Source organism: Bacillus cereus, from assembly GCF_007678085.1.
In the GTDB taxonomy this organism is placed as follows: Bacteria; Bacillota; Bacilli; order Bacillales; family Bacillaceae_G; genus Bacillus_A; species Bacillus_A cereus_BE.
On record NZ_VEDW01000002.1, the window covers coordinates 178,556 to 203,901 of the forward strand.

Consider the following 25,346-nt stretch of genomic DNA (forward strand, 5'->3'; position numbering starts at 1 on the left):
ATGCAGCAAGTGGTGGTAGAATCACGAGTGGAAGAAACACCAGTGCAACAAGTGGTAGTAGAACCACAAGTGGAAGAAAAGCCAATGCAGCAAATGGTGGTAGAATCACGAGTGGAAGAAACACCAGTGCAACAAGTGGTAGTAGAACCACAAGTGGAAGAGAAACCAATGCAGCAAGTGGTGGTAGAATCACGAGTGGAAGAAACACCAGTGCAACAAGTGGTAGTAGAACCACAAGTGGAAGAGAAACCAATGCAGCAAGTGGTGGTAGAATCACGAGTGGAAGAAACACCAGTGCAACAAGTGGTAGTAGAACCACAAGTGGAAGAGAAACCAATGCAGCAAGTGGTAGTGGAACCACAAGTGGAAGAACGCCCAGTGCAACAAGTAGTGGTAGAGCAAGTACAAAAGCCAATTTCAAGTACGGAAGTACAAGAGAAAGCATATGTTGTAAATCAAAGAGAGAACGATATGCGAAATGTATTGCAAACACCACCGACATATGCAATTCCACCATTAACATTGCTATCGATTCCGCAACAAGCAGCGCTAGATAATACGGAATGGTTGGATGAGCAGAAGGAATTATTAGATACAACGTTTAATAATTTCCATGTTGGCGCACATGTTATTAACGTATCGCAAGGTCCAGCAGTAACTCGTTTTGAAGTACAGCCAGACCCAGGTGTGAAAGTAAATAAAATTACAAATTTAAGTGATGATATTAAGCTGAGTTTAGCAGCAAAAGATATTCGTATTGAAGCGCCGATTCCAGGGAAGAGCGCGATTGGAATCGAAGTTCCAAATAAAGAAAGTAAGCCCGTATTTCTTCGTGAAATTTTAAGAAGCCCTGTGTTTACAAAGAGCGAATCACCGCTTACAGTTGCGCTAGGACTTGATATTTCAGGTGATCCAATTGTAACGGATATTCGAAAAATGCCACACGGACTTATTGCGGGGGCAACAGGTTCTGGTAAAAGTGTGTGTATTAACGCAATTTTAACGAGCATTTTATATAAAGCGAAACCGCATGAAGTGAAATTAATGTTAATCGATCCGAAGATGGTTGAGCTTGCACCATACAATTCTGTTCCACATCTTGTAGCACCTGTTATTACGGATGTAAAAGCAGCGACAGCGGCTTTAAAGTGGGCAGTTGAAGAAATGGAGCGTCGTTATGAATTGTTTGCGCACGCTGGTGCTCGTGATTTAACTCGTTACAATACGATTGTAAGTGAGCGAGAAATTCCAGGAGAGACATTACCTTATATCGTTATTGTCATTGACGAGTTAGCCGACTTAATGATGGTAGCACCTGGTGATGTTGAGGAAGCAATTTGTCGTATTGCGCAAAAAGCACGTGCTTGTGGTATTCATTTATTAGTAGCGACGCAACGTCCATCTGTAGATGTTATTACAGGTTTAATTAAGTCAAACATTCCAACGCGTATTGCGTTTACTGTATCATCTCAAGTTGATTCGCGTACGATTATTGATATTGGAGGCGCGGAGAAATTACTTGGCCGTGGTGATATGCTATTTTTAGGGAACGGTACATCTAAGCCTGTTCGTGTACAAGGTGTATATGTATCGGATGATGAGATTGAAAAGACAGTTGATCATGTGAAAAAGCAAATGAAGCCGAATTACTTATTCAAGCAAGAGGATTTATTAGCGAAAACAGAACAGGCTGAGTCGGAAGACGAATTGTTCTTTGAAGCATGTCAATTTGTTGTAGAACAAGGGGGAGCGTCCACATCTTCTGTACAGCGAAAATTCCGCATCGGTTATAATCGTGCAGCACGTCTCATTGAAGAGATGCAATCGCAAGGAATTATTTCTGAAGCAAGAGGAACGAAGCCAAGAGATGTCCTTATTTCTGAGGATGAATTCGCTGCTATGCAGGAAACAAATGTATAGTAAACGGTTTTGCTGTATACTAAGAGAAAATGTTGGATAGTAAAGTAGGGAGTAAAGCGACATGAAAGAAATTGAATTAAAATTAAAAGGTGAAATAAATAGACTAACAAATAGAACATTTAAATTTGACGAACGTGTTGGAGAAGGTTGGTTCTCTGCCGTTTACTTTTTAAAGACTAGAGAAATCATTGAAGAATTTCGCCCGAAAAGTGTTGTAACGATGCAATTTTTCCAAAAGGAAAATGCAGTTCTTTGCGGAACAGATGAAGTGATTGCATTGCTACAAACATTCGCTAAAAATCCTGAGGAACTTGAAATTAACTCTTTAAAAGATGGCGATAATATTAGTCCGTTTGAAACAGTGTTAACAATTCATGGTCCTTATGAAAATTTCGGATTTTTAGAAGGTGTCATTGATGGGATTTTAGCTCGTCGTACATCAGTTGCGACAAACGTATATAACGTTGTCCAAGCTGCGCGTAGCGTAGATAAAGAAAAACCAGTTATTTTCATGGGAGACCGTGACGATCATTATACACAACAAGCTGGTGACGGTTATGCAGCATACATCGGAGGTATGAGCGCACAAGCGACGCATGCGATGAATGAATGGTGGGGCAGAAGTGGTATGGGGACGATGCCTCACGCATTAATTCAAATGTTTAATGGTGATGTTGTGGAAGCGGCAAAAGCATATCATAAGAAATTCCCAGAAGATGAATTAGTTGTATTAATTGATTACAATAATGATGTCATTACAGATGCACTTCGCGTAGCGCGTGAATTTGGATCAACATTAAAAGGTGTACGTGTAGATACGTCGCGCACGATGATTGATCAATACTTCATTCGCCACCCAGAAGTACTTGGAACATTCGATCCACGTGGTGTAAATCCATCGCTTGTATTCGCACTTCGTAAAGCGCTTGATGAAGAAGGATTCCAGCATGTAGATATCGTTGTAACTGGTGGATTTGATGAGAAGCGTATTCGTGAATTTGAAGCTCAAAACGTACCTGTTGATATATACGGAGTAGGAAGTAGCTTATTAAAAATGAATATTGGCTTTACTGGTGATAACGTAGAATTAAATGGAAAACCCGAAGCGAAAGCTGGTCGTAAATATCGTCCAAACCCACGTCTAGAGCGTGTTCAATTAGAAAAAAGAGAAGATATGTAAAAGAGAGAAAAACTGATAGGTGATTGACCCTATCAGTTTTTCTGTTATCATAGTATAGCGGCTTCTTTTTTGCTATAATGGATTTGTTATGGACATAAAAAAGAAGTACGTACGAGTTTATCCTGATAAGTGAAGGGAAGAATAACTTCACTACATCAAAAATGTATGATGATTACCAAAATAAGAAAAGATTCATATACTGTCTTATAGATAGGCCGTTGTATTAGTTCGAAATGTTGGAGGTTCTTTAAGATGACAGTTTACCATTTTGTAGGAATTAAAGGAACAGGAATGAGTTCATTAGCTCAAATTCTTCATGACATGAAGCATACTGTTCAAGGGTCTGATTATGAAAAGCGTTTCTTTACACAAACAGCGTTGGAAAAGCGTAATATCTCGATCCTTCCTTTTGATAAAAATAATGTAAAAGAAGGACAAGTGATTATTGCAGGAAATGCATTTCCTGATACGCATGAAGAAATCGTAGCAGCAAAAGAATTAAACATACCGGTACATCGTTACCATCACTTCTTAGGTGACCTTATGAACCAATACACAAGTGTTGCTGTAACTGGTGCACATGGAAAAACATCAACAACTGGTTTGTTAGCCCATGTAATGCAAGGTGCACATCCTACATCTTACCTTATTGGAGATGGAACAGGGCATGGGGTAGAAAATAGTAAGTATTTTGTATTTGAAGCTTGTGAGTATCGTCGTCATTTCTTGTCTTACAATCCAGACTATGCGATTATGACAAACATTGATTTTGATCATCCAGATTACTTCTCAGATATCAATGATGTATTCAATGCATTCCAAGAGATGGCATTGCAAGTGAAAAAAGGCATTATTGCATGTGGAGATGATGAAGAACTTCAAAAAATTCAAGCGAAAGTACCTGTTATTTTCTATGGATTTGGAGAAGATAATGATTTCCAAGCACGTAACATTCAAAAGAGAACAGATGGTACTATTTTCGATGTATTCGTTCGTAATACGTACTATGACACGTTCAAAATTACAGGATACGGCAACCACAGCGTATTAAATGCATTAGCAGTAATCGCACTTTGTCATTATGAAAACGTTGATGTAGAAGCAGTTAAGCATCAGCTAACAACTTTTGAAGGCGTAAAACGTCGCTTTAATGAAAAGCCAATGGGAGAGCAGGTTATCATCGATGACTACGCGCACCATCCGACAGAAATTAATGCAACGATTGAAGCAGCTCGTCAAAAACATCCAGAGCGTGAAGTTGTCGCTGTATTCCAGCCGCACACATTCTCACGTACAGAAAAATTCTTAGATGAGTTTGCTGAAAGCTTAAGCAAAGCTGACCAAGTATACTTATGTGATATTTTCGGATCAGCGCGCGAAAACAAAGGTGAATTAACAATCGAAGATCTGCAAAAGCGTATTGACGGTGCAGAATTAATTACAGATACAACAACGGATGTATTAAAGAAACATAAAAACGGCGTTCTAATTTTCATGGGCGCAGGCGACATCCAAAAATTCGAAGCAGCTTACGTAAAAGAAGTTCAAGTTGCAGAGAAGTAATAGAAAAGACGCATAGCTGTGGCTGTGCGTCTTTTTTGTTGTGTTCAATATATTTTAAAAAGCGTTGATATGTTGGTATTGTTCATTCTTTTTGTATAGTTGTTTTAATAAGAAGATATATAGTGAACTAAAAAGTACATATCCAATTAAATAATAGAATGAAAACATATCGAATTGTTTTGTTATCATAATTCGAATCGCGAAAAATGCAAATGGAAGTGCGATTAAAACGCTAGTACTAAAGGAAATCATTGTTTTTAAAAATTTTAATTGCTTTGTATTCCAATGGTTTTCTCTACAGATGAACCAAATATTGCTTGCGATAAAGGCTAATAAAAATGGTAAATTAGCTGAAATATTTATAAAGCCAAGTGCGATAGGTACTGATAAAGCCACAAGTGGAGCAACAGATAGTCCTGTAAAGTATTTAATAAATGTATTTGTAGATTGCTGTGCATCTTGAATAACATCTGTATATTCTACTGCAATTTCCTTTGCTAATTCTTTTGGAGGAAGAAATTCTTCAATCACGTGTGAAGGGATGATTTCTAATGGTACCCCTTCGCTGTCTTTACTTAATGCATTTTCATATAAATCTGATTTGATTTCTAGTACATGTTGTTCTCTTGCTGATATAGGTAAGTTTATTAAACCTTTGTCGAAATCCTGTAAGAAAGAAGTAATGAGTTCATTTGCAAAGAATTGTTCCTTGTTCATTTTTTATCCTCTCCTTTAGCTAGTAACATTAGAGCATGATACACTGCATCATAATCATGTAGGCGACTATTTAAAATTTCTCTCCCTTGGTCTGTAATTCGATAGTATTTTCTTTTTGGACCATCACCGGACTCTTCCCAATAGGAAACAGCCCAATTGTTTTTCGTGATTCGATTTAATATAGGATAAATCGAACCGTTTGGGATATGAAATACAGGGATATCTTGTAATGCACTTGTAATTTCGTATCCGTACATAGGTTGTTTACTTATTAAAGACAAAATAGCGAGATCAAAAACACCTTTACGTAATTGAATTATAAAATTATCATTTTTTTCCATACTTTAACTATATATGATTCGTATCTAGATATCAATCATATATAGTAGTTGTTCATATATAAAATTCAAAAGGAAGTGTGAATATTTAACAATTTATACCTATAAGTGTTAGAATAATAAGAAAACTAAAAGGGAGCTAACAAGTATGTTCACACTTCGAGTAGACGATGAAATCGAATTACAGTTATTAGAGAAGCATCATAAAGAGGACCTATATCAATTAATAGACCAGAACCGTAATCATTTACGAAGATGGCTTCCTTGGGTAGATGGGGTAAAATCTGCTGGTGCGTATGATGAGATTTGTCCGATGTGGTTAAAGAAGTTTGCAGAGGGAGACGGTTTTGAAAGTGGCATACGTTACAAAGGAAAGCTCGTTGGGATGGTAGGTATTCATCCGGTAAGCTGGGGGAAGAAAGCGGCAAGTATCGGGTATTACCTTGCAGAAGATGCTGGCGGGAAAGGTATTATGACGCGTAGCGTGAAGGCTGTACTTCACTATGCATTTGAGAATTTAAAATTAAATAAAATGGAAATTAGATGCGGTGTTGAGAATGTGAAAAGCCGCGCTATTCCAGAGCGTTTAGGTTTTAAGTTAGATGGTATTTTAAGAGATGATGAATGGCTATATGATCATTTTCAAGATATTGCTGTGTATAGTTTACTAGCTTCAGAATGGAAGGAGATTCGATGAACGAGAAGATACGCATTATTCCGTATGAAAGTACGTTTCAAGATGAAGTAGTAGATCTTATCGTTCATATTCAGCAAAAAGAGTACAATGTTCCCATTACGAAAGAAGAGCAGCCAGACTTACTTGAAATAGAAACGTTCTACCAAAGGGATTATGGAAACTTTTGGGTTGCAACTTATAATGATAAAGTAATTGGAACAGTGGCGTTATTAGATATTGGGAATCAGCAAGTAGCGCTAAGAAAAATGTTCGTAAAAAAAGAATTTCGCGGAAAAGAGTGGGGTGCATCACATAAGTTGCTCCAAACAGCAATTTCGTGGGCTGAGAATAAAAAGCTGAAAGATATTTACTTAGGAACGACAGTGAAATTTTTAGCAGCACATCGCTTTTATGAAAAGAATGGTTTTCAAAGTGTGAGTATAGACGAGTTGCCGAAAAATTTTCCAGTGTTAGAGGTAGATAAGAAATTTTATAGGTACATCGTGTAAAAGGTCATTCAGAAATGGCCTTTTTTATGGACTAAAACGGAAAAAGTGGTATAATTTAGGTTGGGTGGTGCGTGTATGAACATTCCGATTCAAAGAAGTAAATCGGCAGTAATTTTCGTTTGTCTCACGTTAGGTTTTATGTTCGTATATCCACTTGTCATGCTTTTCGCAAATAAAGAGCAGTGGATGTCAGCGTTAATTGGGATGGGTTTATGTTTCCTTGTAAATGTGCCACTCGTTTGGGAAGTATTTATTAAAAAGCATAAAGTAGAAAATGGCGTGTTAAAGTACGGTATTTTAAATGACGATATCGTATTGAAAGAGATAAGAATCATTCGTCAAGTTGGGAAATGTCTTGAAATTACAACAAATGCGTATAAAGTACATATGGTTGCGATACCGCAACAAATGGAGCAGTTTTTATTGCTTATAGAACAAGAGAATCCACATGTAAAAATAGAAATGGCAGGTAAGAAATGAAATATGTAAAACCTTTGTTTTGTTTGGAAATATTGCTGGTGCTTGCTATTTGCACTAGAGTATATATGAAATGGGATCTGCCCTTATATGAACCAATATTAATAGGTACTATCGCAGTGGTGCTTTTATATTATTTTCATTTTCAGCAAACAAAAAACGAAAAAAGTAGCTCTATGTAGTTAGGGGGATTAGAAATGAAAAAAGTCCTTATGTTATTTGTACTTCTGCTAACCGCATCCGTTCTTTTAATAGGGTGTAGTGCGAAGAAGGAAAAGGCTGATATGAACTTTGAAAAGGCACAAAGGGTTGAGATTGAATCACTTACAGATTCAAGTGATAAAAAAGTAATTACCGATAAGAAAGAGATTGAAAAGCTGTTTGAAGTCATGAAAATGGATAAGTGGGAAATGCAGTCGGCTCCTTTAGATACTCCGCAAGGGAAGACATTTAAAATGTACCAAGAGGATACAACAAAATTATCAGAGTCGAGTAAAGATAAAAAGGAATTACATGAAATTGGTACGATGACAGTATATAAAGATGTTCCGTATATTGAAGTTGAAATGAAAAATAAGAAAATGAGTTTTAAAGTGCCAGAAGATGTGGCGAAAGACTTATTAAAGTATTAAAAAACGCTCGGAGAAAATTCCGAGCGTTTTTATTATTATTTTAAGTTCTCTGGATTTAAAGCTTCTAATTCAGATACAACGAAGCGTCCGTCTTTACGGATTAGTACGTCATCGAAGTAAATTTCGCCGCCGCCGTATTCAGGGCGTTGGATGCATACTAAATCCCAGTGAATGTTCGAGTTGTTGCCGTTCCATGCATCGTCGTAAGCTTGTCCAGGAGTGAAGTGGAAGCTGCCATCGATTTTTTCATCGAATAGGATGTCTCCCATTGGATGTAAGATGTATGGGTTTACGCCGATTGCGAACTCACCAACGTAGCGCGCGCCTTCGTCTGTATCGAAGATTTTGTTAATGCGCTCTGTATCGTTTGCAGTTGCTTCAACGATTTGACCGTTCTCAAATTTAAGTTGTACATTTTCAAATGTATAACCGTTGTAAGGAGATGGTGTGTTGTAAGAAACTGTACCGTTAACAGAATCGCGAACTGGTGCAGAGTATACTTCACCGTCTGGAATGTTTAAATGACCTGAGCATTTAATAGCTGGAATGTCTTTAATAGAGAATGTTAAGTCAGTTCCAGGGCCAGTTAGACGAACTTTATCTGTTTTATTCATTAATGTAACAAGGCTATCCATCGCCTTATCCATTTTACCGTAGTCTAAGTTACAAACTTCGAAGTAGAAGTCTTCGAAAGCTTCTGTGCTCATTTTAGCAAGCTGTGCCATAGAAGCATTTGGGTAGCGAAGAACAACCCAGCGTGTTTTCGGAACGCGGATGTCTCTATGAACTTTCTTACCAACTGTTTGACCGTGAATTTGCATTCTTTCACTTGGCACGTCAGCTTGTTCGTTAATGTTATCGCCAGAGCGAAGACCGATATAAGCGTCCATATCTTTCATTACGCTTGCTTCATATGCAGCGATTTGTTCGAAATGTTCTTCAGTAGCACCCATTAATAAAGAGCGATCTACTTGATGATCTTTTAAAGAAACGAATGGGAAACCACCAGCTGCATATGCTTCTTTTACAAGTGCAGTTACAAGTTCTTTTTGTAAGCCAAAGTTTTCAATTAATACTTTTTCGCCTTTTTGTAAGCGGATAGAGTAGTTAATTAAATTGTATGCTAACTTTTCAATGCGTGGATCTTTCATATGTAAAGCCTCCCTACTAATTATGTATCCTCTCCTATTGTAACCTACTTAGTGGAATTTGTTGAATCATTTATGTTAAAGTTAACGAATAAGTATGAAAATTCTAATGAAAAGATAGGGATTAGAACGAAACGGAAAATGATTGTATAATAGGAGAAAGTATGAAAAAGATAAAGGAAGTGATGAAATGCAAGTTCTTTTATATGTAAGTGCGGCTATTATCGCGGTTGCTTTCGCTGTATTAGTAGTGTATGTATGCAGAACGTTGTTATCTGTTCAGAAGACGTTAGAAAACGTTGCAAGCACGTTAGAAGGTTTAGAAAAGCAAATGCAAGGGATTAGCGTAGAGACGGAGCAATTATTACATAAAACAAATGCGTTAGCTGATGACATTCAACAGAAGTCACAATCATTAAATAAAGTAGTATCGGGTGTAGATGGAATTGGAACGACAATCCATTCCTTAAATACGAAACTTCGTAATGTATCAGAGTCTGTTACGGACGAAATTGAAAATAATGCAGATAAAGTAGCGCAAGTTGTACAGTGGAGTAGCGCAGCAATTGAAGTATACAATCATTATCGTGCGACAAGACAAGAGAAAAAGGTTGAAAAAGAAGAGCGTAAATTAGAAAGACTTGAGAAAAAAGCTGAAAAGAAAGAGAAGCGCTCTAGACTTCGTATGAGAGGTGAATCATGATGAATATGACAAAAGTTGAAACAATTGAAGAGCTTGAAGTATTAGTAGAAAAAAACGAGCCTTATGTTCTTTTTAAACATAGTACGACATGCCCGATTAGTCATGGTGCATATACAGAATTTCAAGCGTATTGTAGTGAAGAAAGAGCAGTACCAGCGTATTACTTATACGTACAAGATGCGAGAGATGTTTCGAATCGTGTTGCAGAACAGTACAGCATTAAACATGAATCTCCGCAAGTGTTATACATAAAAGATGGGATGGTAGTGTGGAATACGTCTCATTGGAACATTAAAAAAGACGCTTTAGAAGAGAATATTAAGTAAAAAGAAGCAAGCTAAAGGTGCTTGCTTCTTTTTTTTGTTTTTGTTGAAATATATTTAATGGTACACTGTTAATAGTTCAAATTAAATAACTAGATTGTTGAAAGTAGGTTTTAAGTAATGAAGAAAATGGCATTATCCTTCGCGGTCGTAAGTTTATTACTAGGAGCTTGTAGTAATAATACGATTAGTAAGAAGGATGAAGTTATACAGAAGGATACGAAAGAAAAAAGTATGATTCCGAGAACTGCTGTTTCTAAAGATTATTATAGAACTGTAATTCCTTTAAAAGAACAAAAGGTTATAAATACAGCCAATATAAAAACAAATTCTAAATTAGATTTAGCAGAGTATGAAAATGGTTTAATGAGTATTGCAAAAGAGCAATTTGATACAGAAAATCATGTACTGCAATTAAATCAGTATATTCCAGAGAAGTTAATTGATGAGCTAGTTGCGAAAGTAGAAGCGCCAGTTTTGACAAATATTATAGAACAAGACTATTTCGGGAAGCAGAACTCAAATGAATTAAGTTTATCTGGTGTGGTGATTGGGTTAGCGATGTCTTCAAGTGTATCGAATGAAGAAGCAATGTCTAAGGGTGCTGAAGTTGCCAAGCAACTTACTGAAGCTATTAATAAAAATGACAAGTATAATAAATCTCAAATTACGTTTGCTATCTTTAAGCAAGAAAGTACAAGTTCTTTAAAAAATGGTACGTATATTGCTAGTGCTACCGTTCAAAAGAATGATACGAACCTTGGAAATTGGAGTACGATCGATGAACAAGCGTATTCATATCCTTCTGATGAATTCACAAAGACATATGGTGAAGATAATACAAAAATAAATGAATTTGCGGATTTAATAAAAAAGTTTTCTCCAGCAGATTATATCCCAGTCAATGCTAAAGTTTCTTACAAGAAAAACCAGATGGATACATTAAATATGAATATCGTTATTAAATACAATGGTAAAACAGAATTAATGGCTCTTACCCAAATGGCTGCTCAAAGTATGTTAGAAAAATTACCTAAAGATGCAAAAGTGCAATTGCAGATCAAGTCTGAGAGTAAAATTGAGGCAATTATTATAAAAGAGAAAAACAGCGATAAACCGTTTGTTTCCTTCTTATAAAAAAGACAGTGTTTAAACTGTCTTTTTTTATTGTAAATGAAAGTGTATGTTGGAAAAGAACGATGCGTAATACGCTTCATATTTCCGCTGTGCCGATTTTAAAGAAGGAAACACATTTACCTGTCGTTGCCGATGTAACGTATTCTATAGGGCGATGTGACCTTCTATTATGAGCTGTAAAAGCAACGATGACAATTGATACAGATACGATTATTGCTGAAGTACTTCCAGATCCAGCACATCAAATTAATATCATTGTCGATTTTTATTGGTAAGTCGATATATTTAAAAAATCGCTGATATAAATTTCATTAACGTACGGCTTAATATACAGTTTCTACCCATAAGATATCTATTTTTTTACAAAAAATGCCCTTTTTTTCATAAAAAATACGAAAATACGAGAAAAGAAGCGAATTTTTTCGAAACTTTTGCGGGAAAATATTGTATGAGCCTGCGTTTTTATCGTATCATTAGTAAAAGGAAGAACTCGGGACGATTGGTGGCATCTGCAAATAGAGTTGATGTCTTTTTTTCATTCAAGTAACCGATACATAAAAATAGATAACAAAAATAGAAGGAGTGTGCGATGAGATGAACGTAACAATCTATGATGTAGCGCGCGAAGCGAACGTTTCAATGGCTACCGTATCACGCGTTGTGAACGGTAACCCAAATGTAAAGCCTACAACAAGAAAGAAAGTATTAGAAGCAATTGATCGTTTAGGATACCGCCCAAATGCGGTAGCACGTGGACTGGCAAGTAAGAAGACAACTACAGTAGGTGTTATTATTCCTGATATCTCAAATACGTTTTATGCAGAACTTGCTCGTGGAATTGAAGATATCGCAACAATGTACAAATATAACATCATTTTAAGTAACTCTGACCAAAACAAAGAGAAAGAGTTCCATTTATTAAATACGATGCTTGGAAAACAAGTGGACGGAATTGTTTTCATGGGTGAAGATATTACAGACATTCACATTGAAGAATTCAAAAAGTCTCCAGTACCAATCGTATTAGCAGCGTCATTTGATGAGCAAAATGAAACGCCATCAGTAAATATTGATTACACACAAGCAGCTTACGACGCAATGAAACACTTTATTGAGCAAGGACATACGCGTATCGGTTTCGTTTCTGGTCCTTTCATTGATAAAGCTGGAAGCGCGAAGAAGTTACAAGGTTACAAAAAAGCTCTAGAAGAAGCAGGTATTTCATATGATGAAAATCTTGTAATCGATGGAGATTACACATATGATTCAGGTATCGAAGCATTCGAAAAGCTTTGGAGCAGTGATGAAAAGCCAACAGCAATCTTCGTATCTTCTGACGAAATGGCACTAGGTGTAATCCATGCAGCACAAGACGCTGGATTAAATGTACCAACTGATGTAGAAGTACTTGGTTTCGATAATACACGCCTTGCATTAATGGTTCGTCCACAACTTTCAACAGTTGTACAACCAATGTACGATATTGGTGCAGTAGCAATGCGTCTATTAACAAAGTATATGAACAAAGAAAAAGTGGAAGATCACACTGTTATCTTACCTCACCGTATCCAATTTAGAGATTCAACGAAGTAAGTATAAAAAAGCTCACAGCGATTGCTGTGAGCTTTTATTCGTAGTCAGGATAGTATGTTTTAACTACTGTATCTACCGTTTCATTTTTCTTAACGTGTAAAAATCTTGCGTACAATTCTTTTCCAGTTTCAAATGGTGTATCGTCTAATTCAAACACATGCAAAACTGTTCGAAACTTCCATGTGACTTGCTCACCATACACATTGTCGTACGATTCTTCAGACTGTATAGCTATCTTTTCACCTAGTTCATGAGCTTCTTTTAAACTGTTTGCTTTAACCAGAATAATACTTTCTTCAAAAAGTGTATCGTTACTTTCTTCATAATGCTTATCCATTTTCGTAGGATCAGGCTCACCTGAATGAACAGATTCAAACAATAATTTTACAGCGTACATATTATGCTGCATGTTTCACTCTATAAATAATACTTGCGACAAGCGAAGCAGGTATTGTAAATACGTTACTTTGGTAATGATAATGTATTTGGGATTCTTCATAAGACATGTTGTCATATAGCTCGTTTTGTGACACGTTCATTTTTTTCTGTTTTGTCTTTAGCATCTTAATATAGTTATACTGTATTGGGACGAGAATGATGAAATAGGCTAATACGATTAGTGAAATCCAAAGCATTATGAACACTCCCTTATAAATAATATTTATATATAGTAATTATATCGATTTATATGAAAAATATCCATTTATTTCTAGTGGTCAATTTCCTTTCCAAAATGCAAAAAGTTCTTCAGGACTTCGTAAATTATGTTCCAGGCATGTTTGTGCAGTGCGTTTGAAGCTTTGTATTAATTGTTCTAACCTAGAAGGATTGTATTGTTTCACATTGCCAGCAATAATAGTTTCATCCTTGTCTAAGTTAAGTGATACTTTTAGCAAAGTTATATTTGTTTCTAGTTGTACAACTTCGATATAAAAAAACTTTTTGTCTAAGTCGATTGTAATATAATCGAATCGCTCTACTTGTTTAAAATATCCTACATTATCATCTTCCAATTGAAATCCTCCCTAGTATATAGCTTATCTGGAAGACTTCTCTATAGATTGTATGATTCCTTGTTATATGTCACATAAGTGCAAATTTAACTATTATAGGGCAATGTCATGTATAATAGAAAGAAAAGGCTTGTGAGGGGGGAGAAGAGATGATCGTTCTTTGGATAATTACGCTTTGTATGACTGCTATTTTTGCATATATGACGTTAAAACAAAATGGCTTAAAGCGATTAGTTCCAGGAAGTATTCTTGCAGGAATTGCCCTTATCACGTATGTAATTTCTATTTTTATTGAAAGTGTATCAGTGGACATGAGCACAAGTTTAATGTTCATCGGTATTACACTATTTGCAGGTAGTATTATGGTACTTATGGTTGCAGGTATAATTTTATTTATTCATATGAATTCGGAAACGTTATAGCATATAGAAAAGGCATGTCCCCGAGGGACATGCCTTTTTATCCGTTCAATTATGCTCTATCTTTAGAAGAGTTTTGTTGTTTTAATAAGTCGCGAATTTCGCTAAGAAGAACTTCTTCTTTTGTTGCTTTTTCTTCTTTCTTTTCAGCTTCTCTTTTTAAAGTCATTTTGTTAAAGACTTTAACGAAAATGAAGATTGCAAATGCAACGATTAGGAAGTCGAAAATCGTTTGGATAAAGTTACCGTATTTAACAGAGGCCTCGCCTACTGTAAATTTTAATCCTGTGAAGTTAATTCCTCCCATTAATAAACCGATTAATGGTGTAATGATATCTTTTACTAAAGAACTAACGATTTTACCGAATGCAGCACCGATTACAACCCCGACAGCTAAATCAATTACGTTTCCCTTTAAAGCGAACTTTTTAAACTCGTTCCACATGTGTTAATCCCATCCTTTCCACGATTCAATATGAAGTTTATAATTCCTATCAACATATTCTATAGAAATTTGCGAGAGAAATAAAGAGGAAATGGGAATGAAAGTAAATTCTGAAAAATGTATCCGTTTTAATTTTTATTTATATCATCTAGTAGAGATTGCAGCAGTTGTTGCGTTTTTAATCCTTCTAATCCATCTACAACAGGCTTTGTATCACCGTGTACACATTCGATAAAATGATGAACAGCATCTTCAAAACCGCGCTGTTTCAACGTCGTATCCCATGATGGGGAAACGCTTTGTGAAACTGAATTTTCCTGCTCAATTTCAAATGTGTTCATATTTTTTACGCGAATGATTTTCCCTGTCGTTACAAGTTCAATTTGTTCTAAATTTGTACCAGCATGGCGATGCATTGCAGTAGAAAGCAACAGTCCACTTGGCGTTGTATATGTATGATGTCCGTACAGAAGTTCATTCTTTTCATTAGTTTGCATCATATTATGAACGACGTTAAGATCATCGTTAGCTAACCAGCGAGCAGTATCTACAATATGTAAGTAATCATCTAACATAGTAAAGTCATACGTATATGGTCCTACTTTATTTGTACGATGCTTTTCAATTCGAACCCATGAAATATTATGAGCTTGCTCTTTTGCAGCAACATACATAGGAACGAATCGGCGATTAAATCCGACCATTAACTTTCGGTTATACTTTTCGCTCAACTCGACTAGTTTCTCAGCTTGTTCTACTGTAGCTGCTAGCGGCTTATCAACATAAACGTCAATTCCTTTTTGCAGAAGTTCAGAAACGATTTCATAATGTGTAGCAGTTGAACTATGAACGAAGATTGCATCACATTCCGACGCTAACGTTTCAATAGAATGGAAGTCTTGAATCCGGTATTGTTGGCAAATGTGTTTCCTTTTCTCCGTGCTAGGTGTAAATGCCCCTACAAAATTCCAATCTGTTTCTTTTGTAAGTGTTGGAAGGTAGGCTTTTTGCGCAATGCTTCCAAGTCCAATCATCCCAATTTTAGGTTTGTTCATGTGTATTCCCACCCTATTAATAGTAATGTAACGGGTTAAATGTAGCATAGGGCGGGGAGGAAGGCAAAGATTAGCTTTTTTACTTACGCCCTTCTAACAAAATCTTCTCTATCTCTTCAAAGTTATGAGCGCGAGCATGCTCTAACGGGGTAATCCCATCGTTGTCTGGAATATTCACATCTGCACCGTGCTCAATAAGAAGGCGAATGACTTGTTGCTGTGTTTCGTTTCCGTTACTTAGTACGATGGCTTCCATTAAAGCGGTCCATCCGAGATTATTTACATGGTTAACATTAATAGATGTCCGGGTGAGGAGTTCGTTAATAACATCGATATAGCCATGTTCTGAGGCGGGGATAAGAGCTGTTCCGCCGTAACGATTCGTAAGTGATGGATCTGCGCCAGCATCAATCGTTAGTTTTAAAATATCCAAGTACCCTTCAGCACCGGCGTATAGAAAAGGATTATTTTTCACATCATCTTGGATGTTTACGTCAGCACCAGCTTCGATAAGTACTTTTGCGGTTTTTACATCATTTTTGTATGTAGCAATCATAAGAGGGGTACGTCCTTTACTGTCCGTTATATTTATGGCAGCCCCTTTTTTGAGTAATGAGATAACAGTATTTGTTTCTTGTTTCTCAGTAGCTGCTAGTAGCGCTGTCTCCATGTTTGTCATCTCCTTTTTAACTTCTTGTTCTTGTGAGCAACCTTGCAAAAAAATTACGCAACAGATCATGCTTAATGTTTTTTTGAACATGGAATTTCAACCTCCTCAATTCAACTGTAAAAGAAGAACATTAAATTTTTATAAACTGACGCTAAAATTACTATAAAATCGCTTGAGTATTTGAACATATATTTTTATGCTTAGGAATAACAAGGTTTGATAAAGTGAGGATGTAATATATGTCTATTAAAACAAGATTTTTATTCTCTTATATCGCTGTTATTCTCGTTTCCATCACGCTCATATTAGTCGCGGGGTTTTTAATTGTTTTTTCCATAACAGGAGACTTGGAATCAGTGAAAAATTTCTATAAAAGTTCCTATATTCAAAAGCCGCTTACGCCAGAAGAAGAGAATACGTATATTGAGTTGAAATTAGCGGCAAAGAAAAATCAATCACAACTATTAGATGAATCGTTCGTTTCATCACTTGAAAAAGAAGGTGTGAAAATAGTTGTAAGAAAGGGAGAAACCATTTCTTATGCTACAAAAACATTTGAAAGTGTATCTTTAAAAGAAGCCCTTCCGAAATTTGAATCAGCAAATATTAATAGTCGTGGTACAACGGAACTAGGCGATACATTTTATCGATATGTAAAATTTGATTTTTATTTTCCCGGGGATGAAGAAGGGAGTATATTTGTACTAAAAAGACAAAGTTCATTTGTAGATCTTACACAAAAGTTATTTCCGATTTTGTTCGTAGCGCTTTTACTGTTAGCTATTTTACTTATAGGGCTAGTAAGCTATTTCGTCTCAAGAAGCGTGATAAAGCCAATCTTTGTATTGAAAGATGCGACTGGGAGAATTAAAGAAGGGGATTTAGATTTTCAAATTCCAGTTACATCTCATGATGAGATTGGGCAATTAAATCAAGGGTTTGAGGAAATGAGAAAGAGATTAAAAGAGTCAATAGAGATACAAACACAGTATGAAGAAAATCGAAAAGAGCTCATTTCAAACATATCTCATGATTTAAAAACACCGATTACATCTATTATCGGATATGTAGAAGGCATAAAAGATGGAGTCGCAAATACGCCAGAAAAAATGGATAAGTATTTAACAACGATTCATACGAAGGCAAAACATATGGATACACTCATTGATGAGCTCTTTTTGTTTTCGAAGCTAGATTTGAATCGAGTTCCTTTTCAGTTTGAAACGATAAAACTAAACGTGTTTATGCAGGAATTATTAGAAGAGATGCAAATGGATTTAAGTGAGGAAGGTATAGAAGTTCACTTACAATTACATTCATCACCACTATATGTAACGGCCGATTGCGAAAAGATAAATAGAGTGATATCCAATTTAATTCATAATAGTGTGAAGTACATGGATAAAGAAGAGAAGAAAATTACTGTAACCGTATTAAATGATAAAAGTAAAGCTATTGTGAAAGTAATGGACAATGGATCAGGTATAGAAGCTGATACGCTGCCGTATATATTTGAGCGTTTTTATCGTGCGGAGCAATCGCGAAATTCTAGCACAGGTGGAAGTGGACTTGGCTTAGCGATAGCGAAGCAAATTGTTGAAGAACATGGCGGGGAAATTTGGGTGGAAAGTAAGCTTGGGGAAGGTACAAGTATTTTCTTCTCATTGAAAAAAGTACAGGAATGTGGTGAGTAGAATGAAGAGAATTTTACTAGTAGAAGATGAGATAAGTATTGCAGAATTACAGCGAGATTATTTAGAAATTAGTGATTTTCAAGTGGATGTAGAACATTCAGGGGAAATAGGTCTACAAATGGCTCTTCAGGAAGACTATGACTTAATTATTTTAGATATTATGCTTCCGAAAATGAACGGATTCGAAATTTGTAAACAAATACGTGCTATAAAGGATATTCCAATTTTACTTGTTTCAGCAAAGAAAGAAGATATAGATAAAATTCGCGGACTCGGTTTAGGGGCGGATGATTATATAACGAAACCGTTTAGCCCGAGTGAATTAGTCGCAAGGGTAAAAGCGCATATTTCTCGTTATGAAAGATTATCAGGAAATGTGAGTAAGCAACGCGATACATTATACATTCACGGAATTTCTATTGATCAGCGAGCGAGAAAAGTTTTTATAAATAATGAAGAAATCGCGTTTACAACGAAGGAATTTGATTTATTAACATTCTTTGTAACGCATCCAAACCAAGTATTAAATAAAGAACAGTTATTTGAACGTATTTGGGGACTAGACTCAGCTGGCGATTTAGCTACTGTCGTTGTTCACATTAGAAAACTACGTGAAAAAATTGAAAGAGATCCTGCTCACCCGCAATACATTGAAACAGTGTGGGGAGCTGGTTATCGTTTTAATGTGTAATATACCTGCCGAGTAATTGGCAGGTTTTTTTATGTTATTCTAACGAAAAGGAAAAAATAGGTAATTTATGTTAAAATATAAAGAGAGATAAAACATAGGTGAGTATGAGAGGGCGTGCTGCATTTTGGGAGATACATTAAAAGATAATAAATTAAACAAGGCTTTAAAGATTGGAACTAATATCGTACTTATTTTATTAATTATTGGTGCAATACAAATGTTTTATGATGAAGACCCTACAAATGATCATTTCGGTGGGTTATTTATGATGGTCTTTTTTGGAATTAAAATAATTTCTAATTTTATGATGAGTATAAAAGAAGGAGATAAAAAGTCGATATTCATTGATGTAGGTTTAATGATTTTTTTGTTTTTCTTGCTGTTTTTAGTATGAAATATTTCTTTTGAAAAAAGCTCATAGTCTTATAGAGAATGTGAGCTTTCCTTAATAATAACGGTACTGGCGTAATGATTTATAAAATGTTTGAGTAGTAGAAGTAAACTGAGCAGCTTCTTCTAAAAAAGGATAATGGTTGCTGTTCTCAAATGGAATGAAGATAGAATTACGTATACCCTTATGCATTTCGATAGAATATTGAATCGGGCACTGTACATCATATTTTCCGCAGATAATAAGTGTCTTTGTTTGGATGGAAGGTAAATGCTCTCTTAAATCAAATGACGGATATTCGTTGGCGAAAGCGTTCATCCGGCTAGCGGACATAGTTTTTTGGATTGGTTTACAAAAATAAGAGTTGTAGTTTTCTGGTTTATGCAATGATAATTTTGTTCTCTTAGTAGATAGCTCTTTCCGTTCTTCACTTGTAAGGTGAGGGCTTTTTAAGTTTTCGATGAGTTTTTGCATATAATGAAACTGTGGATGTGCTGGGTGATAAATGGAAAATGATGTTTCGGTATAATTACTTGCTGCAGCTCCGGCGACGACTAATGATTGTAAGGAATGTGGATATGTAATTGCGTATAAAAGTCCAAGCATACCACCTGTTGAATGACCAGCGAAATGCCATGTTGGGAGTTGTAATGCTTCTCGTATTGCGTCTAAGTCGTGAACCGTTTCAACCATACTTAATTCGTTTTCTGAATTGGCTTTTGCGGATTTACCAGCATCTCGTAAATTAATAAGAAATACACGATGCGTAGCAGTGAAAACATCCGCAAAGTAATCACCAGTTTCATTAAATTGTGAATAGTGATGTGTAATACAAAGTGGTTCGCCATTTCCTTTTGTAAAGAGTTCAAATGTGCCACGTTGTGTGTGAATCATTTGTTGCTTCCACATAATATCACGACCTTTCCTCATAAAAGTTGGACCGGCTAATTCTTAAATAAAATATATCAGCGATTTTCGAAATATATCGACTTACCGACAGAAGTCGACAATAAATAAAAGGAGGCTATTAAAAAACGAGCCTCCTTTTCGTTTAGTACAAAGATTTTGTCATATTATTCCGAATAATCTCAAGGGATTTCGCTACAGTTAATGCATTCTTTTCTTCAATTTCTGGTTTACGGGGGATAGGCTTATACATGTTGTCTGGATCTTCCCATGTGAGGGGAAGTTCTGTTTCGGCTTGTCCTTTCCAAGCGTCAATCCATTCTGGAGGGAGATAACCTGAGATGTTTTGGATGTTGTTCATTTCGAGCCAAATGAGTGCCCAAGCTCTTGGGACGACGCGCCAGTGGTCATAGCCACCGCCGCCGACAGCGATCCAGCGACCTTCGCAATATTCATTAGCGATTTCGCGAGCGAGCTTCGGTATTTCACGGTAAATATTCATCGTTGCGCAAAGGTGTGTAAGTGGGTCGTAATAATGTGCGTCAGCGCCATTTTGCGTTAAAATAATATCCGGTTTAAAGTATGCGGCAACTTCTTTTACGACAGTTCGATATGAATCTAAAAACGATTCATCTTCTGTAAAAGCATCGAGTGGAACGTTAAAAGAATAACTATAGCCATTACCTTGTCCGCGTTCATTTACAGCGCCAGTTCCAGGGAATAAATAACGCCCAGTTTCATGGAGTGAAATAGTGCATATGTTAGGATCATCGTAAAAGGACCACTGTACACCATCACCGTGATGAGCATCTGTATCAATATATAAAACACGTAAACCATATTTCTTCTGTATATATTTCATTGCGATGGAACTATCGTTATAAATGCAAAAGCCAGATGCCTTGCCGCGAAAGCCGTGATGTAAGCCGCCACCCAAATTAAGTGCGTGTTTTACTTTCCCGGAAAGAACAGCATCGACAGCAGTTAACGTACCGCCAACGAGTAATGCGCTTGCTTCGTGCATATTTGGAAACATCGGTGTATCTTCTGTTCCAAGTCCATATGTCATCGCAATTGATTTTTCTAACTTACCTTCTCCAGCACGTTTTACCGCATTTATGTATTCCTCTGTATGAATGTAGGCAATCTCTTCATCTGTAGCCATCCGTGGTGAGATGATTTGGGAAGGAGAGATAAAACCACCCTTTTGTAATAAATCATACGTGAGTGTGACACGCAGTTGGTTAAAAGGATGATCAGGGCTAAATGAATAGCCCCGAAAGTCATCTGAATAAATAAATGCGCTACTCATGCTTGCATCCCCATGATATTTGGCCATAATACGCGGTAGCCTTCTGCTTCAAGTGCATCAATCACTTTTAGCGGATTCATCGTTTGAATGCGGAAAACGAGTACTTTATCATTCTCATCTTTTGCTGGGTAGACGAGAACGCTCACGATATTGATTTGTAACTCACTAAAAATGGCAACGACTTTTCCAAGAATACCAGGTTCGTTCTTTACTTGAATTTCAATTTGTGAACTCGGTTGATGTGCTCCTGTTAACTTCACTAACGTGTGCAGTACAGTAGATTCAGAAATAATTCCAACTAACTTCCCAGCCTTTGTAACAGGAAGACAGCCAATTTTATTTTCAAAAAATAAAGTAGCAATTTCCTCAACGAAATCGAGAGGATGGCAAGTCATAACAGGATGTTTCATAATAAGTTCAAGTGGTTGCTTCAGCATATCGAGTGAAACTTGTTCATCTAAAATAGACGGACTTGCATCTCTTACATCCCGATCAGAAATAATGCCTACGACATGATTATTTTGATCGACAATTGGAATGTGCCGAATGCCTTTCGTGCGTATCGTTCGGATTGCTGTTTCGATTGTATCGTTTGGATGTAGTGTCACCACAGCTTGATTCATAATTTCTTCTACAATCATTCCAGTTGCCCCCTTTATTAATACATAAAACGATTGTGAAAACGTAGACGATCAAATGCTTGAATAGAATCCGTATCAACACGTTTACCGATGCGGACCATTAAACAATTAGCAGGATGTGAACAAATTTCAGGATCATCTGTAGCCATCCATTGTAACCCGCCAGCATTCATCATTTTTTCCATTACTTTTCGGTACTCCCAAACATTTAAGCCTGTTTGTTTTAAATCCCAGTGCCAATAATATTCAGTCGTTAATATAATGTAATCTTCCATATAATCGTCCATCATTGAAACTTCTAATAAGTTTTTTCCGACAGCGCAACCGCGGAAGGCAGGGACAACTTCAATCGCCCCGAGTTCAATTAAGTTTTCTATCTTTCCTTCTGACCATCGCTCGAGTGGATCAGGATACAAGTATGTAACATATCCAACAATCGTTTGGTCATGTCTAGCAATAATGAGACGAGCTTCTGGTAATTTAGAAATTTCGACAATTGCTTTATATTGTTGCTCGGCAGGACGAAACGCAACTAAATCTGGATGAAATTCATACATTTCTAAGTTATGTGTAGAGACAGGACCTTCAATAATTAAAGTGCCTTTCGCTGTTTTCAAGTTTCTGGCATTATATATTTTTTTATGAATCAATGTATTGCTCACCACCTTGAGGGTTTGTGAATCTATTAATATCGTACTTTATAATATATGCGATGTGAATCGAAATTTGTCATTAAAAATTTGTCTAAAAATCAACAAATATACTGAAAATTTTAAATAATGTTATTATAATAGATAATAGAATACATAGGAGGGGGATGTAAAGTATGAAAGTAGAAACGCTTCCTGTCATTAAAGGAGAAAATAATTTGCCGAATTATGATGAGGCATACGCGAATTTTAACTGGGAAGAGGTTAATAAAAACTTTACTTGGAATGAGACAGGCCGAGTGAATATGGCGTATGAGGCAATTGATAAGCATGCGAAATCCGATCGTAAAAATAAAGTAGCCCTTTATTATCAAGATGGATCGCGAAAAGAGAAGTATACATTTAAGGAAATGAAGGATTTTTCTAATAAAGCAGGAAACGTCCTGAAAAATTATGGCGATGTAGAAAAAGGCGATCGCGTTTTTATTTTTATGCCGCGTTCCCCAGAGTTATATTTCGCACTTTTAGGTGCAGTGAAATTAGGGGCAATCGTAGGTCCACTATTTGAAGCATTTATGGAAGGTGCAGTCCGCGATCGTTTAGAAGATAGCGAAGCGAAGGTGTTAATTACAACGCCTGAATTGTTAGAGCGTGTACCATTAAATGATTTACCTGCTTTAAAAACAGTCTTCCTTGTTGGAGATAATGTAGAAGAAGGCGGTAAAACGGTAGCGTTCAATCCTTTATTCGAACAAGCTTCAAAAGAATTACATATTGAATGGTTAGGCCGTGAAGACGGTTTGATTCTACATTATACGTCTGGTTCTACCGGTAAACCAAAAGGTGTTCTACATGCGCAGAACGCAATGGTTCAGCACCATCAAACGGCGAAATGGGTATTAGATTTAAAAGAAGACGATGTATATTGGTGCACAGCTGATCCAGGCTGGGTAACTGGAACGGCTTACGGTATTTTCGCACCGTGGTTAGTTGGGGCATCAAATGTTGTTTTAGGTGGCCGCTTTAGTCCAGAAGCGTGGTATGAAGCGCTGCAAGATTACGGTGTAACAGTTTGGTATAGTGCGCCGACAGCGTTCCGTATGTTAATGGGAGCTGGACAAGACGCAATTAAAAAATATGATTTATCACAAGTTCGTCACGTATTAAGCGTGGGTGAACCGTTAAATCCAGAAGTAATTCGCTGGGGTATGAACGCATTTGGACTTCGTATTCATGATACGTGGTGGATGACAGAAACAGGTGGACAAGTTATTTGTAACTACCCTTGTATGGAAATCCGTCCAGGTTCAATGGGGAAACCAATTCCAGGTGTGAAAGCAGCGATTGTTGATAATGAAGGAAATGAAGTGCCTCCATACACAATGGGTAACTTAGCAATTGGTAAGGGGTGGCCAGCGATGATGCGTGGAATCTGGAATAACAAGCAAAAGTATGAATCTTACTTTATGCCGGGAGATTGGTACGTATCGGGTGACTCTGCTTATATGGATGAAGATGGATACTTCTGGTTCCAAGGACGCATTGATGATGTAATTATGACGTCAGGTGAGCGCGTTGGTCCATTTGAAGTAGAAAGCAAATTAATCGAGCATGCTGCTGTTGCAGAAGCTGGTGTAATTGGTATTCCTGATCCAGTGCGCGGCGAAATCATTAAAGCATTTATCGCGCTTCGAGCAGGATACGAACCATCTGATGAATTAAAAGAAGAGATTCGTCAATTTGTAAAGAAAGGCCTAGCGGCTCATGCAGCGCCAAGACAAATTGAATTTAGAGATAAATTACCGAAAACGAGAAGTGGTAAAATTATGCGCCGCGTATTAAAAGCGTGGGAATTAAACTTACCAACAGGTGACTTATCAACGATGGAAGATTAAGAGAGGAAGGTCTGAACGAAACAACGTTCAGACCTTTTTTTATGTTATTATAAACTTATATATATAAGTTGTAGGGGGATAGTATGATGAAAACAGAAAAAGAAAAGATGATACTTGGGGAAATGTACATACCAGCTGATCCTGTTTTGATTCAAGAGAGGGAGCAAGCTCGTATACTAACGAGAAAATTAAATGAAACACCAGAAGTGCATTTAAAAGAGCGTAGCGAAATCGTAAAAGAATTATTCGGAACGACTGGAGATAACATTCATCTTGAATCTTCTTTCAGATGTGATTATGGCTATAACATTCACGTTGGTGAAAATTTTTACGCGAACTTTGATTGTACAATTTTAGATGTATGCCCGGTGACAATCGGAGTGAACTGTATGTTAGCTCCAGGTGTTCACATTTATACAGCAACACACCCGCTTGATCCAGTAGAGCGCATAAGCGGATCAGAATACGGAAAACCAGTTACAATTGGCGATAACGTATGGATTGGCGGAAGAGCGATTATTAATCCTGGTGTCACAATTGGAGACAACGCGGTGATCGCATCGGGTGCTGTTGTAACGAAAGATGTGCCGGACAATGTAGTAGTTGGCGGAAATCCTGCAAAGATTATTAAAAAAATAAAATAATATT

General features: G+C 36.7%; 31 protein-coding genes and 1 pseudogene. 19 read left to right on the forward strand and 13 right to left on the reverse strand.

Going from position 1 to position 25,346, the window contains the following annotated elements; translation table 11 throughout:
- The 3 genes from FS742_RS10020 to murC all read left to right on the forward strand — a co-directional run.
- On the forward strand, positions 1 to 1,920 hold a 1,920-nt coding region (locus tag FS742_RS10020), incomplete at its 5' end, for a DNA translocase FtsK (protein ID WP_144612218.1).
- A 61-nt stretch (positions 1,921 to 1,981) separates the two neighbouring features.
- A complete protein-coding gene (locus FS742_RS10025; RefSeq protein WP_000658380.1) occupies positions 1,982 to 3,100 on the forward strand; it encodes a nicotinate phosphoribosyltransferase in 1,119 nt (372 codons plus the stop codon).
- A gap of 252 nt (positions 3,101 to 3,352) precedes the next feature.
- The gene (gene murC / locus FS742_RS10030) at positions 3,353 to 4,663 is read left to right on the forward strand and encodes a UDP-N-acetylmuramate--L-alanine ligase (protein WP_000219461.1); all 1,311 of its coding nucleotides are present in this window, start codon (positions 3,353 to 3,355) and stop codon (positions 4,661 to 4,663) included.
- Between the two features lie 54 nt (positions 4,664 to 4,717).
- On the opposite strand, the gene FS742_RS10035 is transcribed toward murC, so the two are convergent.
- Positions 4,718 to 5,380, reverse strand: coding sequence for a hypothetical protein (locus FS742_RS10035; protein ID WP_144612219.1), 663 nt, complete (start codon positions 5,378 to 5,380; stop codon positions 4,718 to 4,720).
- Positions 5,377 to 5,721, reverse strand: a complete 345-nt coding sequence (locus FS742_RS10040) for a PadR family transcriptional regulator (RefSeq protein ID WP_144612220.1) — start codon at positions 5,719 to 5,721, stop codon at positions 5,377 to 5,379. The genes FS742_RS10035 and FS742_RS10040 overlap by 4 nt, the downstream gene beginning before the upstream one ends.
- A 145-nt stretch (positions 5,722 to 5,866) precedes the next feature.
- On the opposite strand from FS742_RS10040, the gene FS742_RS10045 reads away from it, so the two are divergent.
- The 5 genes from FS742_RS10045 to FS742_RS10065 all read left to right on the forward strand — a co-directional run bounded on the left by FS742_RS10045 (position 5,867) and on the right by FS742_RS10065 (position 8,012).
- Positions 5,867 to 6,415 carry a GNAT family N-acetyltransferase gene (locus tag FS742_RS10045; RefSeq protein ID WP_144612221.1) on the forward strand — a complete coding sequence of 183 codons (549 nt, stop codon included), beginning with the start codon at positions 5,867 to 5,869 and terminating at the stop codon, positions 6,413 to 6,415.
- The gene (locus FS742_RS10050) at positions 6,412 to 6,903 is read left to right on the forward strand and encodes a GNAT family N-acetyltransferase (protein WP_144612222.1); all 492 of its coding nucleotides are present in this window, start codon (positions 6,412 to 6,414) and stop codon (positions 6,901 to 6,903) included. Before FS742_RS10045 ends, FS742_RS10050 begins: the two co-directional genes overlap by 4 nt.
- Positions 6,904 to 6,978: 75 nt before the next feature.
- Complete coding sequence (locus FS742_RS10055; RefSeq protein ID WP_144612223.1) at positions 6,979 to 7,383, forward strand: PH domain-containing protein; 405 nt, start codon at positions 6,979 to 6,981, stop codon at positions 7,381 to 7,383.
- On the forward strand, positions 7,380 to 7,562 hold the full coding sequence (locus tag FS742_RS10060; protein ID WP_144612224.1) for a hypothetical protein: 183 nt from the start codon (positions 7,380 to 7,382) through the stop codon (positions 7,560 to 7,562). The genes FS742_RS10055 and FS742_RS10060 overlap by 4 nt, the downstream gene beginning before the upstream one ends.
- A 15-nt stretch (positions 7,563 to 7,577) precedes the next feature.
- Positions 7,578 to 8,012: a hypothetical protein gene (locus FS742_RS10065; RefSeq protein ID WP_144612225.1), complete on the forward strand. Its 435-nt coding sequence runs from the start codon at positions 7,578 to 7,580 to the stop codon at positions 8,010 to 8,012.
- Between the two features lie 35 nt (positions 8,013 to 8,047).
- On the opposite strand, the gene FS742_RS10070 is transcribed toward FS742_RS10065, so the two are convergent.
- Positions 8,048 to 9,163, reverse strand: a complete 1,116-nt coding sequence (locus FS742_RS10070) for an aminopeptidase (RefSeq protein ID WP_000654740.1) — start codon at positions 9,161 to 9,163, stop codon at positions 8,048 to 8,050.
- 187 nt (positions 9,164 to 9,350) lie between these two features.
- Here FS742_RS10070 and FS742_RS10075 point away from each other — a divergent pair, with 187 nt between their 5' ends.
- The 5 genes and pseudogenes from FS742_RS10075 (at position 9,351) to ccpA (ending at position 12,916) form a co-directional block, all read left to right on the forward strand.
- Positions 9,351 to 9,863 (forward strand): DUF948 domain-containing protein, encoded by a 513-nt coding sequence (locus tag FS742_RS10075; RefSeq protein ID WP_001197726.1) that lies wholly within the window; start codon positions 9,351 to 9,353, stop codon positions 9,861 to 9,863.
- Positions 9,863 to 10,189, forward strand: a complete 327-nt coding sequence (ytxJ, locus tag FS742_RS10080; RefSeq protein WP_001057490.1) for a bacillithiol system redox-active protein YtxJ — start codon at positions 9,863 to 9,865, stop codon at positions 10,187 to 10,189. The genes FS742_RS10075 and ytxJ overlap by 1 nt, the downstream gene beginning before the upstream one ends.
- A gap of 117 nt (positions 10,190 to 10,306) precedes the next feature.
- A complete protein-coding gene (locus tag FS742_RS10085; protein WP_144612226.1) occupies positions 10,307 to 11,323 on the forward strand; it encodes a CamS family sex pheromone protein in 1,017 nt (338 codons plus the stop codon).
- 50 nt (positions 11,324 to 11,373) lie between these two features.
- Positions 11,374 to 11,562 (forward strand): annotated as a pseudogene (locus tag FS742_RS28015) (bifunctional 3-deoxy-7-phosphoheptulonate synthase/chorismate mutase); the annotation flags it as partial.
- 355 nt (positions 11,563 to 11,917) lie between these two features.
- Positions 11,918 to 12,916, forward strand: coding sequence for a catabolite control protein A (gene ccpA, locus FS742_RS10095; protein WP_144612227.1), 999 nt, complete (start codon positions 11,918 to 11,920; stop codon positions 12,914 to 12,916).
- A 34-nt stretch (positions 12,917 to 12,950) separates the two neighbouring features.
- Here ccpA and FS742_RS10100 read toward each other — a convergent pair whose 3' ends face one another.
- The 3 genes from FS742_RS10100 to dhp61 form a co-directional block, all read right to left on the reverse strand.
- Positions 12,951 to 13,313: a DUF4288 domain-containing protein gene (locus tag FS742_RS10100; protein ID WP_144612906.1), complete on the reverse strand. Its 363-nt coding sequence runs from the start codon at positions 13,311 to 13,313 to the stop codon at positions 12,951 to 12,953.
- A 1-nt stretch (position 13,314) separates the two neighbouring features.
- Complete coding sequence (locus FS742_RS10105) at positions 13,315 to 13,551, reverse strand: DUF3949 domain-containing protein (RefSeq protein ID WP_144612228.1); 237 nt, start codon at positions 13,549 to 13,551, stop codon at positions 13,315 to 13,317.
- 81 nt (positions 13,552 to 13,632) lie between these two features.
- Positions 13,633 to 13,929: a protein Dhp61 gene (gene dhp61 / locus FS742_RS10110; protein ID WP_144612229.1), complete on the reverse strand. Its 297-nt coding sequence runs from the start codon at positions 13,927 to 13,929 to the stop codon at positions 13,633 to 13,635.
- A gap of 149 nt (positions 13,930 to 14,078) precedes the next feature.
- Here dhp61 and FS742_RS10115 point away from each other — a divergent pair, with 149 nt between their 5' ends.
- Complete coding sequence (locus tag FS742_RS10115) at positions 14,079 to 14,351, forward strand: DUF3917 domain-containing protein (protein WP_097840838.1); 273 nt, start codon at positions 14,079 to 14,081, stop codon at positions 14,349 to 14,351.
- A 49-nt stretch (positions 14,352 to 14,400) separates the two neighbouring features.
- On the opposite strand, the gene mscL is transcribed toward FS742_RS10115, so the two are convergent.
- The 3 genes from mscL to FS742_RS10130 all read right to left on the reverse strand — a co-directional run bounded on the left by mscL (position 14,401) and on the right by FS742_RS10130 (position 16,608).
- Positions 14,401 to 14,793, reverse strand: coding sequence for a large conductance mechanosensitive channel protein MscL (gene mscL, locus FS742_RS10120; RefSeq protein ID WP_144612230.1), 393 nt, complete (start codon positions 14,791 to 14,793; stop codon positions 14,401 to 14,403).
- Between the two features lie 128 nt (positions 14,794 to 14,921).
- On the reverse strand, positions 14,922 to 15,848 hold the full coding sequence (locus FS742_RS10125) for a Gfo/Idh/MocA family protein (protein ID WP_144612231.1): 927 nt from the start codon (positions 15,846 to 15,848) through the stop codon (positions 14,922 to 14,924).
- 79 nt (positions 15,849 to 15,927) lie between these two features.
- Complete coding sequence (locus FS742_RS10130) at positions 15,928 to 16,608, reverse strand: ankyrin repeat domain-containing protein (RefSeq protein ID WP_144612232.1); 681 nt, start codon at positions 16,606 to 16,608, stop codon at positions 15,928 to 15,930.
- 149 nt (positions 16,609 to 16,757) lie between these two features.
- Between FS742_RS10130 and FS742_RS10135 the strand changes: the two genes are divergently transcribed.
- From FS742_RS10135 to FS742_RS10145, 3 genes are all read left to right on the forward strand, one after another.
- Positions 16,758 to 18,212, forward strand: coding sequence for a sensor histidine kinase (locus tag FS742_RS10135; protein ID WP_144612233.1), 1,455 nt, complete (start codon positions 16,758 to 16,760; stop codon positions 18,210 to 18,212).
- 1 nt (position 18,213) lies between these two features.
- Positions 18,214 to 18,903 carry a response regulator transcription factor gene (locus FS742_RS10140; protein WP_000821764.1) on the forward strand — a complete coding sequence of 230 codons (690 nt, stop codon included), beginning with the start codon at positions 18,214 to 18,216 and terminating at the stop codon, positions 18,901 to 18,903.
- A 124-nt stretch (positions 18,904 to 19,027) separates the two neighbouring features.
- Positions 19,028 to 19,297 (forward strand): hypothetical protein, encoded by a 270-nt coding sequence (locus tag FS742_RS10145; RefSeq protein WP_144612234.1) that lies wholly within the window; start codon positions 19,028 to 19,030, stop codon positions 19,295 to 19,297.
- Between the two features lie 51 nt (positions 19,298 to 19,348).
- Here the strand turns inward: FS742_RS10145 and FS742_RS10150 are convergent, their stop codons facing one another.
- The 4 genes from FS742_RS10150 to acuA form a co-directional block, all read right to left on the reverse strand.
- Positions 19,349 to 20,224 (reverse strand): alpha/beta fold hydrolase, encoded by an 876-nt coding sequence (locus tag FS742_RS10150; protein ID WP_144612235.1) that lies wholly within the window; start codon positions 20,222 to 20,224, stop codon positions 19,349 to 19,351.
- A 121-nt stretch (positions 20,225 to 20,345) separates the two neighbouring features.
- Positions 20,346 to 21,512: an acetoin utilization protein AcuC gene (gene acuC / locus FS742_RS10155; protein WP_000092795.1), complete on the reverse strand. Its 1,167-nt coding sequence runs from the start codon at positions 21,510 to 21,512 to the stop codon at positions 20,346 to 20,348.
- Complete coding sequence (locus FS742_RS10160; protein ID WP_144612236.1) at positions 21,509 to 22,153, reverse strand: acetoin utilization AcuB family protein; 645 nt, start codon at positions 22,151 to 22,153, stop codon at positions 21,509 to 21,511. The genes acuC and FS742_RS10160 overlap by 4 nt, the downstream gene beginning before the upstream one ends.
- Positions 22,154 to 22,170: 17 nt before the next feature.
- Entirely contained in the window at positions 22,171 to 22,803 is a 633-nt protein-coding gene (gene acuA, locus FS742_RS10165) for an acetoin utilization protein acetyltransferase AcuA (protein ID WP_063222474.1), read from the reverse strand.
- Between the two features lie 176 nt (positions 22,804 to 22,979).
- Here acuA and acsA point away from each other — a divergent pair, with 176 nt between their 5' ends.
- The gene (gene acsA, locus FS742_RS10170) at positions 22,980 to 24,698 is read left to right on the forward strand and encodes an acetate--CoA ligase (protein WP_046958714.1); all 1,719 of its coding nucleotides are present in this window, start codon (positions 22,980 to 22,982) and stop codon (positions 24,696 to 24,698) included.
- A gap of 83 nt (positions 24,699 to 24,781) precedes the next feature.
- Positions 24,782 to 25,342 carry a maltose acetyltransferase domain-containing protein gene (locus FS742_RS10175; RefSeq protein ID WP_144612237.1) on the forward strand — a complete coding sequence of 187 codons (561 nt, stop codon included), beginning with the start codon at positions 24,782 to 24,784 and terminating at the stop codon, positions 25,340 to 25,342.
- Positions 25,343 to 25,346: the final 4 nt, after the last annotated feature.

What these genes read in the sequence shown, in the direction of transcription:
- ytxJ (WP_001057490.1), top strand. Translation starts at nt 9,863, where the DNA reads ATGAATATGACAAAAGTTGAAACAATTGAAGAGCTTGAAGTATTAGTA.
- murC (WP_000219461.1), top strand. Translation starts at nt 3,353, where the DNA reads ATGACAGTTTACCATTTTGTAGGAATTAAAGGAACAGGAATGAGTTCA.
- FS742_RS10140 (WP_000821764.1), top strand. Translation starts at nt 18,214, where the DNA reads ATGAAGAGAATTTTACTAGTAGAAGATGAGATAAGTATTGCAGAATTA.
- FS742_RS10075 (WP_001197726.1), top strand. Translation starts at nt 9,351, where the DNA reads ATGCAAGTTCTTTTATATGTAAGTGCGGCTATTATCGCGGTTGCTTTC.
- FS742_RS10150 (WP_144612235.1), bottom strand. Translation starts at nt 20,224, where the DNA reads ATGAGGAAAGGTCGTGATATTATGTGGAAGCAACAAATGATTCACACA.
- FS742_RS10025 (WP_000658380.1), top strand. Translation starts at nt 1,982, where the DNA reads ATGAAAGAAATTGAATTAAAATTAAAAGGTGAAATAAATAGACTAACA.
- FS742_RS10035 (WP_144612219.1), bottom strand. Translation starts at nt 5,380, where the DNA reads ATGAACAAGGAACAATTCTTTGCAAATGAACTCATTACTTCTTTCTTA.
- FS742_RS10130 (WP_144612232.1), bottom strand. Translation starts at nt 16,608, where the DNA reads ATGTTCAAAAAAACATTAAGCATGATCTGTTGCGTAATTTTTTTGCAA.
- FS742_RS10070 (WP_000654740.1), bottom strand. Translation starts at nt 9,163, where the DNA reads ATGAAAGATCCACGCATTGAAAAGTTAGCATACAATTTAATTAACTAC.
- FS742_RS10055 (WP_144612223.1), top strand. Translation starts at nt 6,979, where the DNA reads ATGAACATTCCGATTCAAAGAAGTAAATCGGCAGTAATTTTCGTTTGT.
- acsA (WP_046958714.1), top strand. Translation starts at nt 22,980, where the DNA reads ATGAAAGTAGAAACGCTTCCTGTCATTAAAGGAGAAAATAATTTGCCG.
- FS742_RS10085 (WP_144612226.1), top strand. Translation starts at nt 10,307, where the DNA reads ATGAAGAAAATGGCATTATCCTTCGCGGTCGTAAGTTTATTACTAGGA.
- FS742_RS10125 (WP_144612231.1), bottom strand. Translation starts at nt 15,848, where the DNA reads ATGAACAAACCTAAAATTGGGATGATTGGACTTGGAAGCATTGCGCAA.
- FS742_RS10100 (WP_144612906.1), bottom strand. Translation starts at nt 13,313, where the DNA reads ATGTACGCTGTAAAATTATTGTTTGAATCTGTTCATTCAGGTGAGCCT.
- FS742_RS10105 (WP_144612228.1), bottom strand. Translation starts at nt 13,551, where the DNA reads ATGCTTTGGATTTCACTAATCGTATTAGCCTATTTCATCATTCTCGTC.
- FS742_RS10040 (WP_144612220.1), bottom strand. Translation starts at nt 5,721, where the DNA reads ATGGAAAAAAATGATAATTTTATAATTCAATTACGTAAAGGTGTTTTT.
- FS742_RS10045 (WP_144612221.1), top strand. Translation starts at nt 5,867, where the DNA reads ATGTTCACACTTCGAGTAGACGATGAAATCGAATTACAGTTATTAGAG.
- FS742_RS10050 (WP_144612222.1), top strand. Translation starts at nt 6,412, where the DNA reads ATGAACGAGAAGATACGCATTATTCCGTATGAAAGTACGTTTCAAGAT.
- mscL (WP_144612230.1), bottom strand. Translation starts at nt 14,793, where the DNA reads ATGTGGAACGAGTTTAAAAAGTTCGCTTTAAAGGGAAACGTAATTGAT.
- FS742_RS10160 (WP_144612236.1), bottom strand. Translation starts at nt 22,153, where the DNA reads ATGATTGTAGAAGAAATTATGAATCAAGCTGTGGTGACACTACATCCA.
- ccpA (WP_144612227.1), top strand. Translation starts at nt 11,918, where the DNA reads ATGAACGTAACAATCTATGATGTAGCGCGCGAAGCGAACGTTTCAATG.
- FS742_RS10135 (WP_144612233.1), top strand. Translation starts at nt 16,758, where the DNA reads ATGTCTATTAAAACAAGATTTTTATTCTCTTATATCGCTGTTATTCTC.
- FS742_RS10175 (WP_144612237.1), top strand. Translation starts at nt 24,782, where the DNA reads ATGATGAAAACAGAAAAAGAAAAGATGATACTTGGGGAAATGTACATA.
- acuC (WP_000092795.1), bottom strand. Translation starts at nt 21,512, where the DNA reads ATGAGTAGCGCATTTATTTATTCAGATGACTTTCGGGGCTATTCATTT.
- FS742_RS10115 (WP_097840838.1), top strand. Translation starts at nt 14,079, where the DNA reads ATGATCGTTCTTTGGATAATTACGCTTTGTATGACTGCTATTTTTGCA.
- FS742_RS10060 (WP_144612224.1), top strand. Translation starts at nt 7,380, where the DNA reads ATGAAATATGTAAAACCTTTGTTTTGTTTGGAAATATTGCTGGTGCTT.
- FS742_RS10065 (WP_144612225.1), top strand. Translation starts at nt 7,578, where the DNA reads ATGAAAAAAGTCCTTATGTTATTTGTACTTCTGCTAACCGCATCCGTT.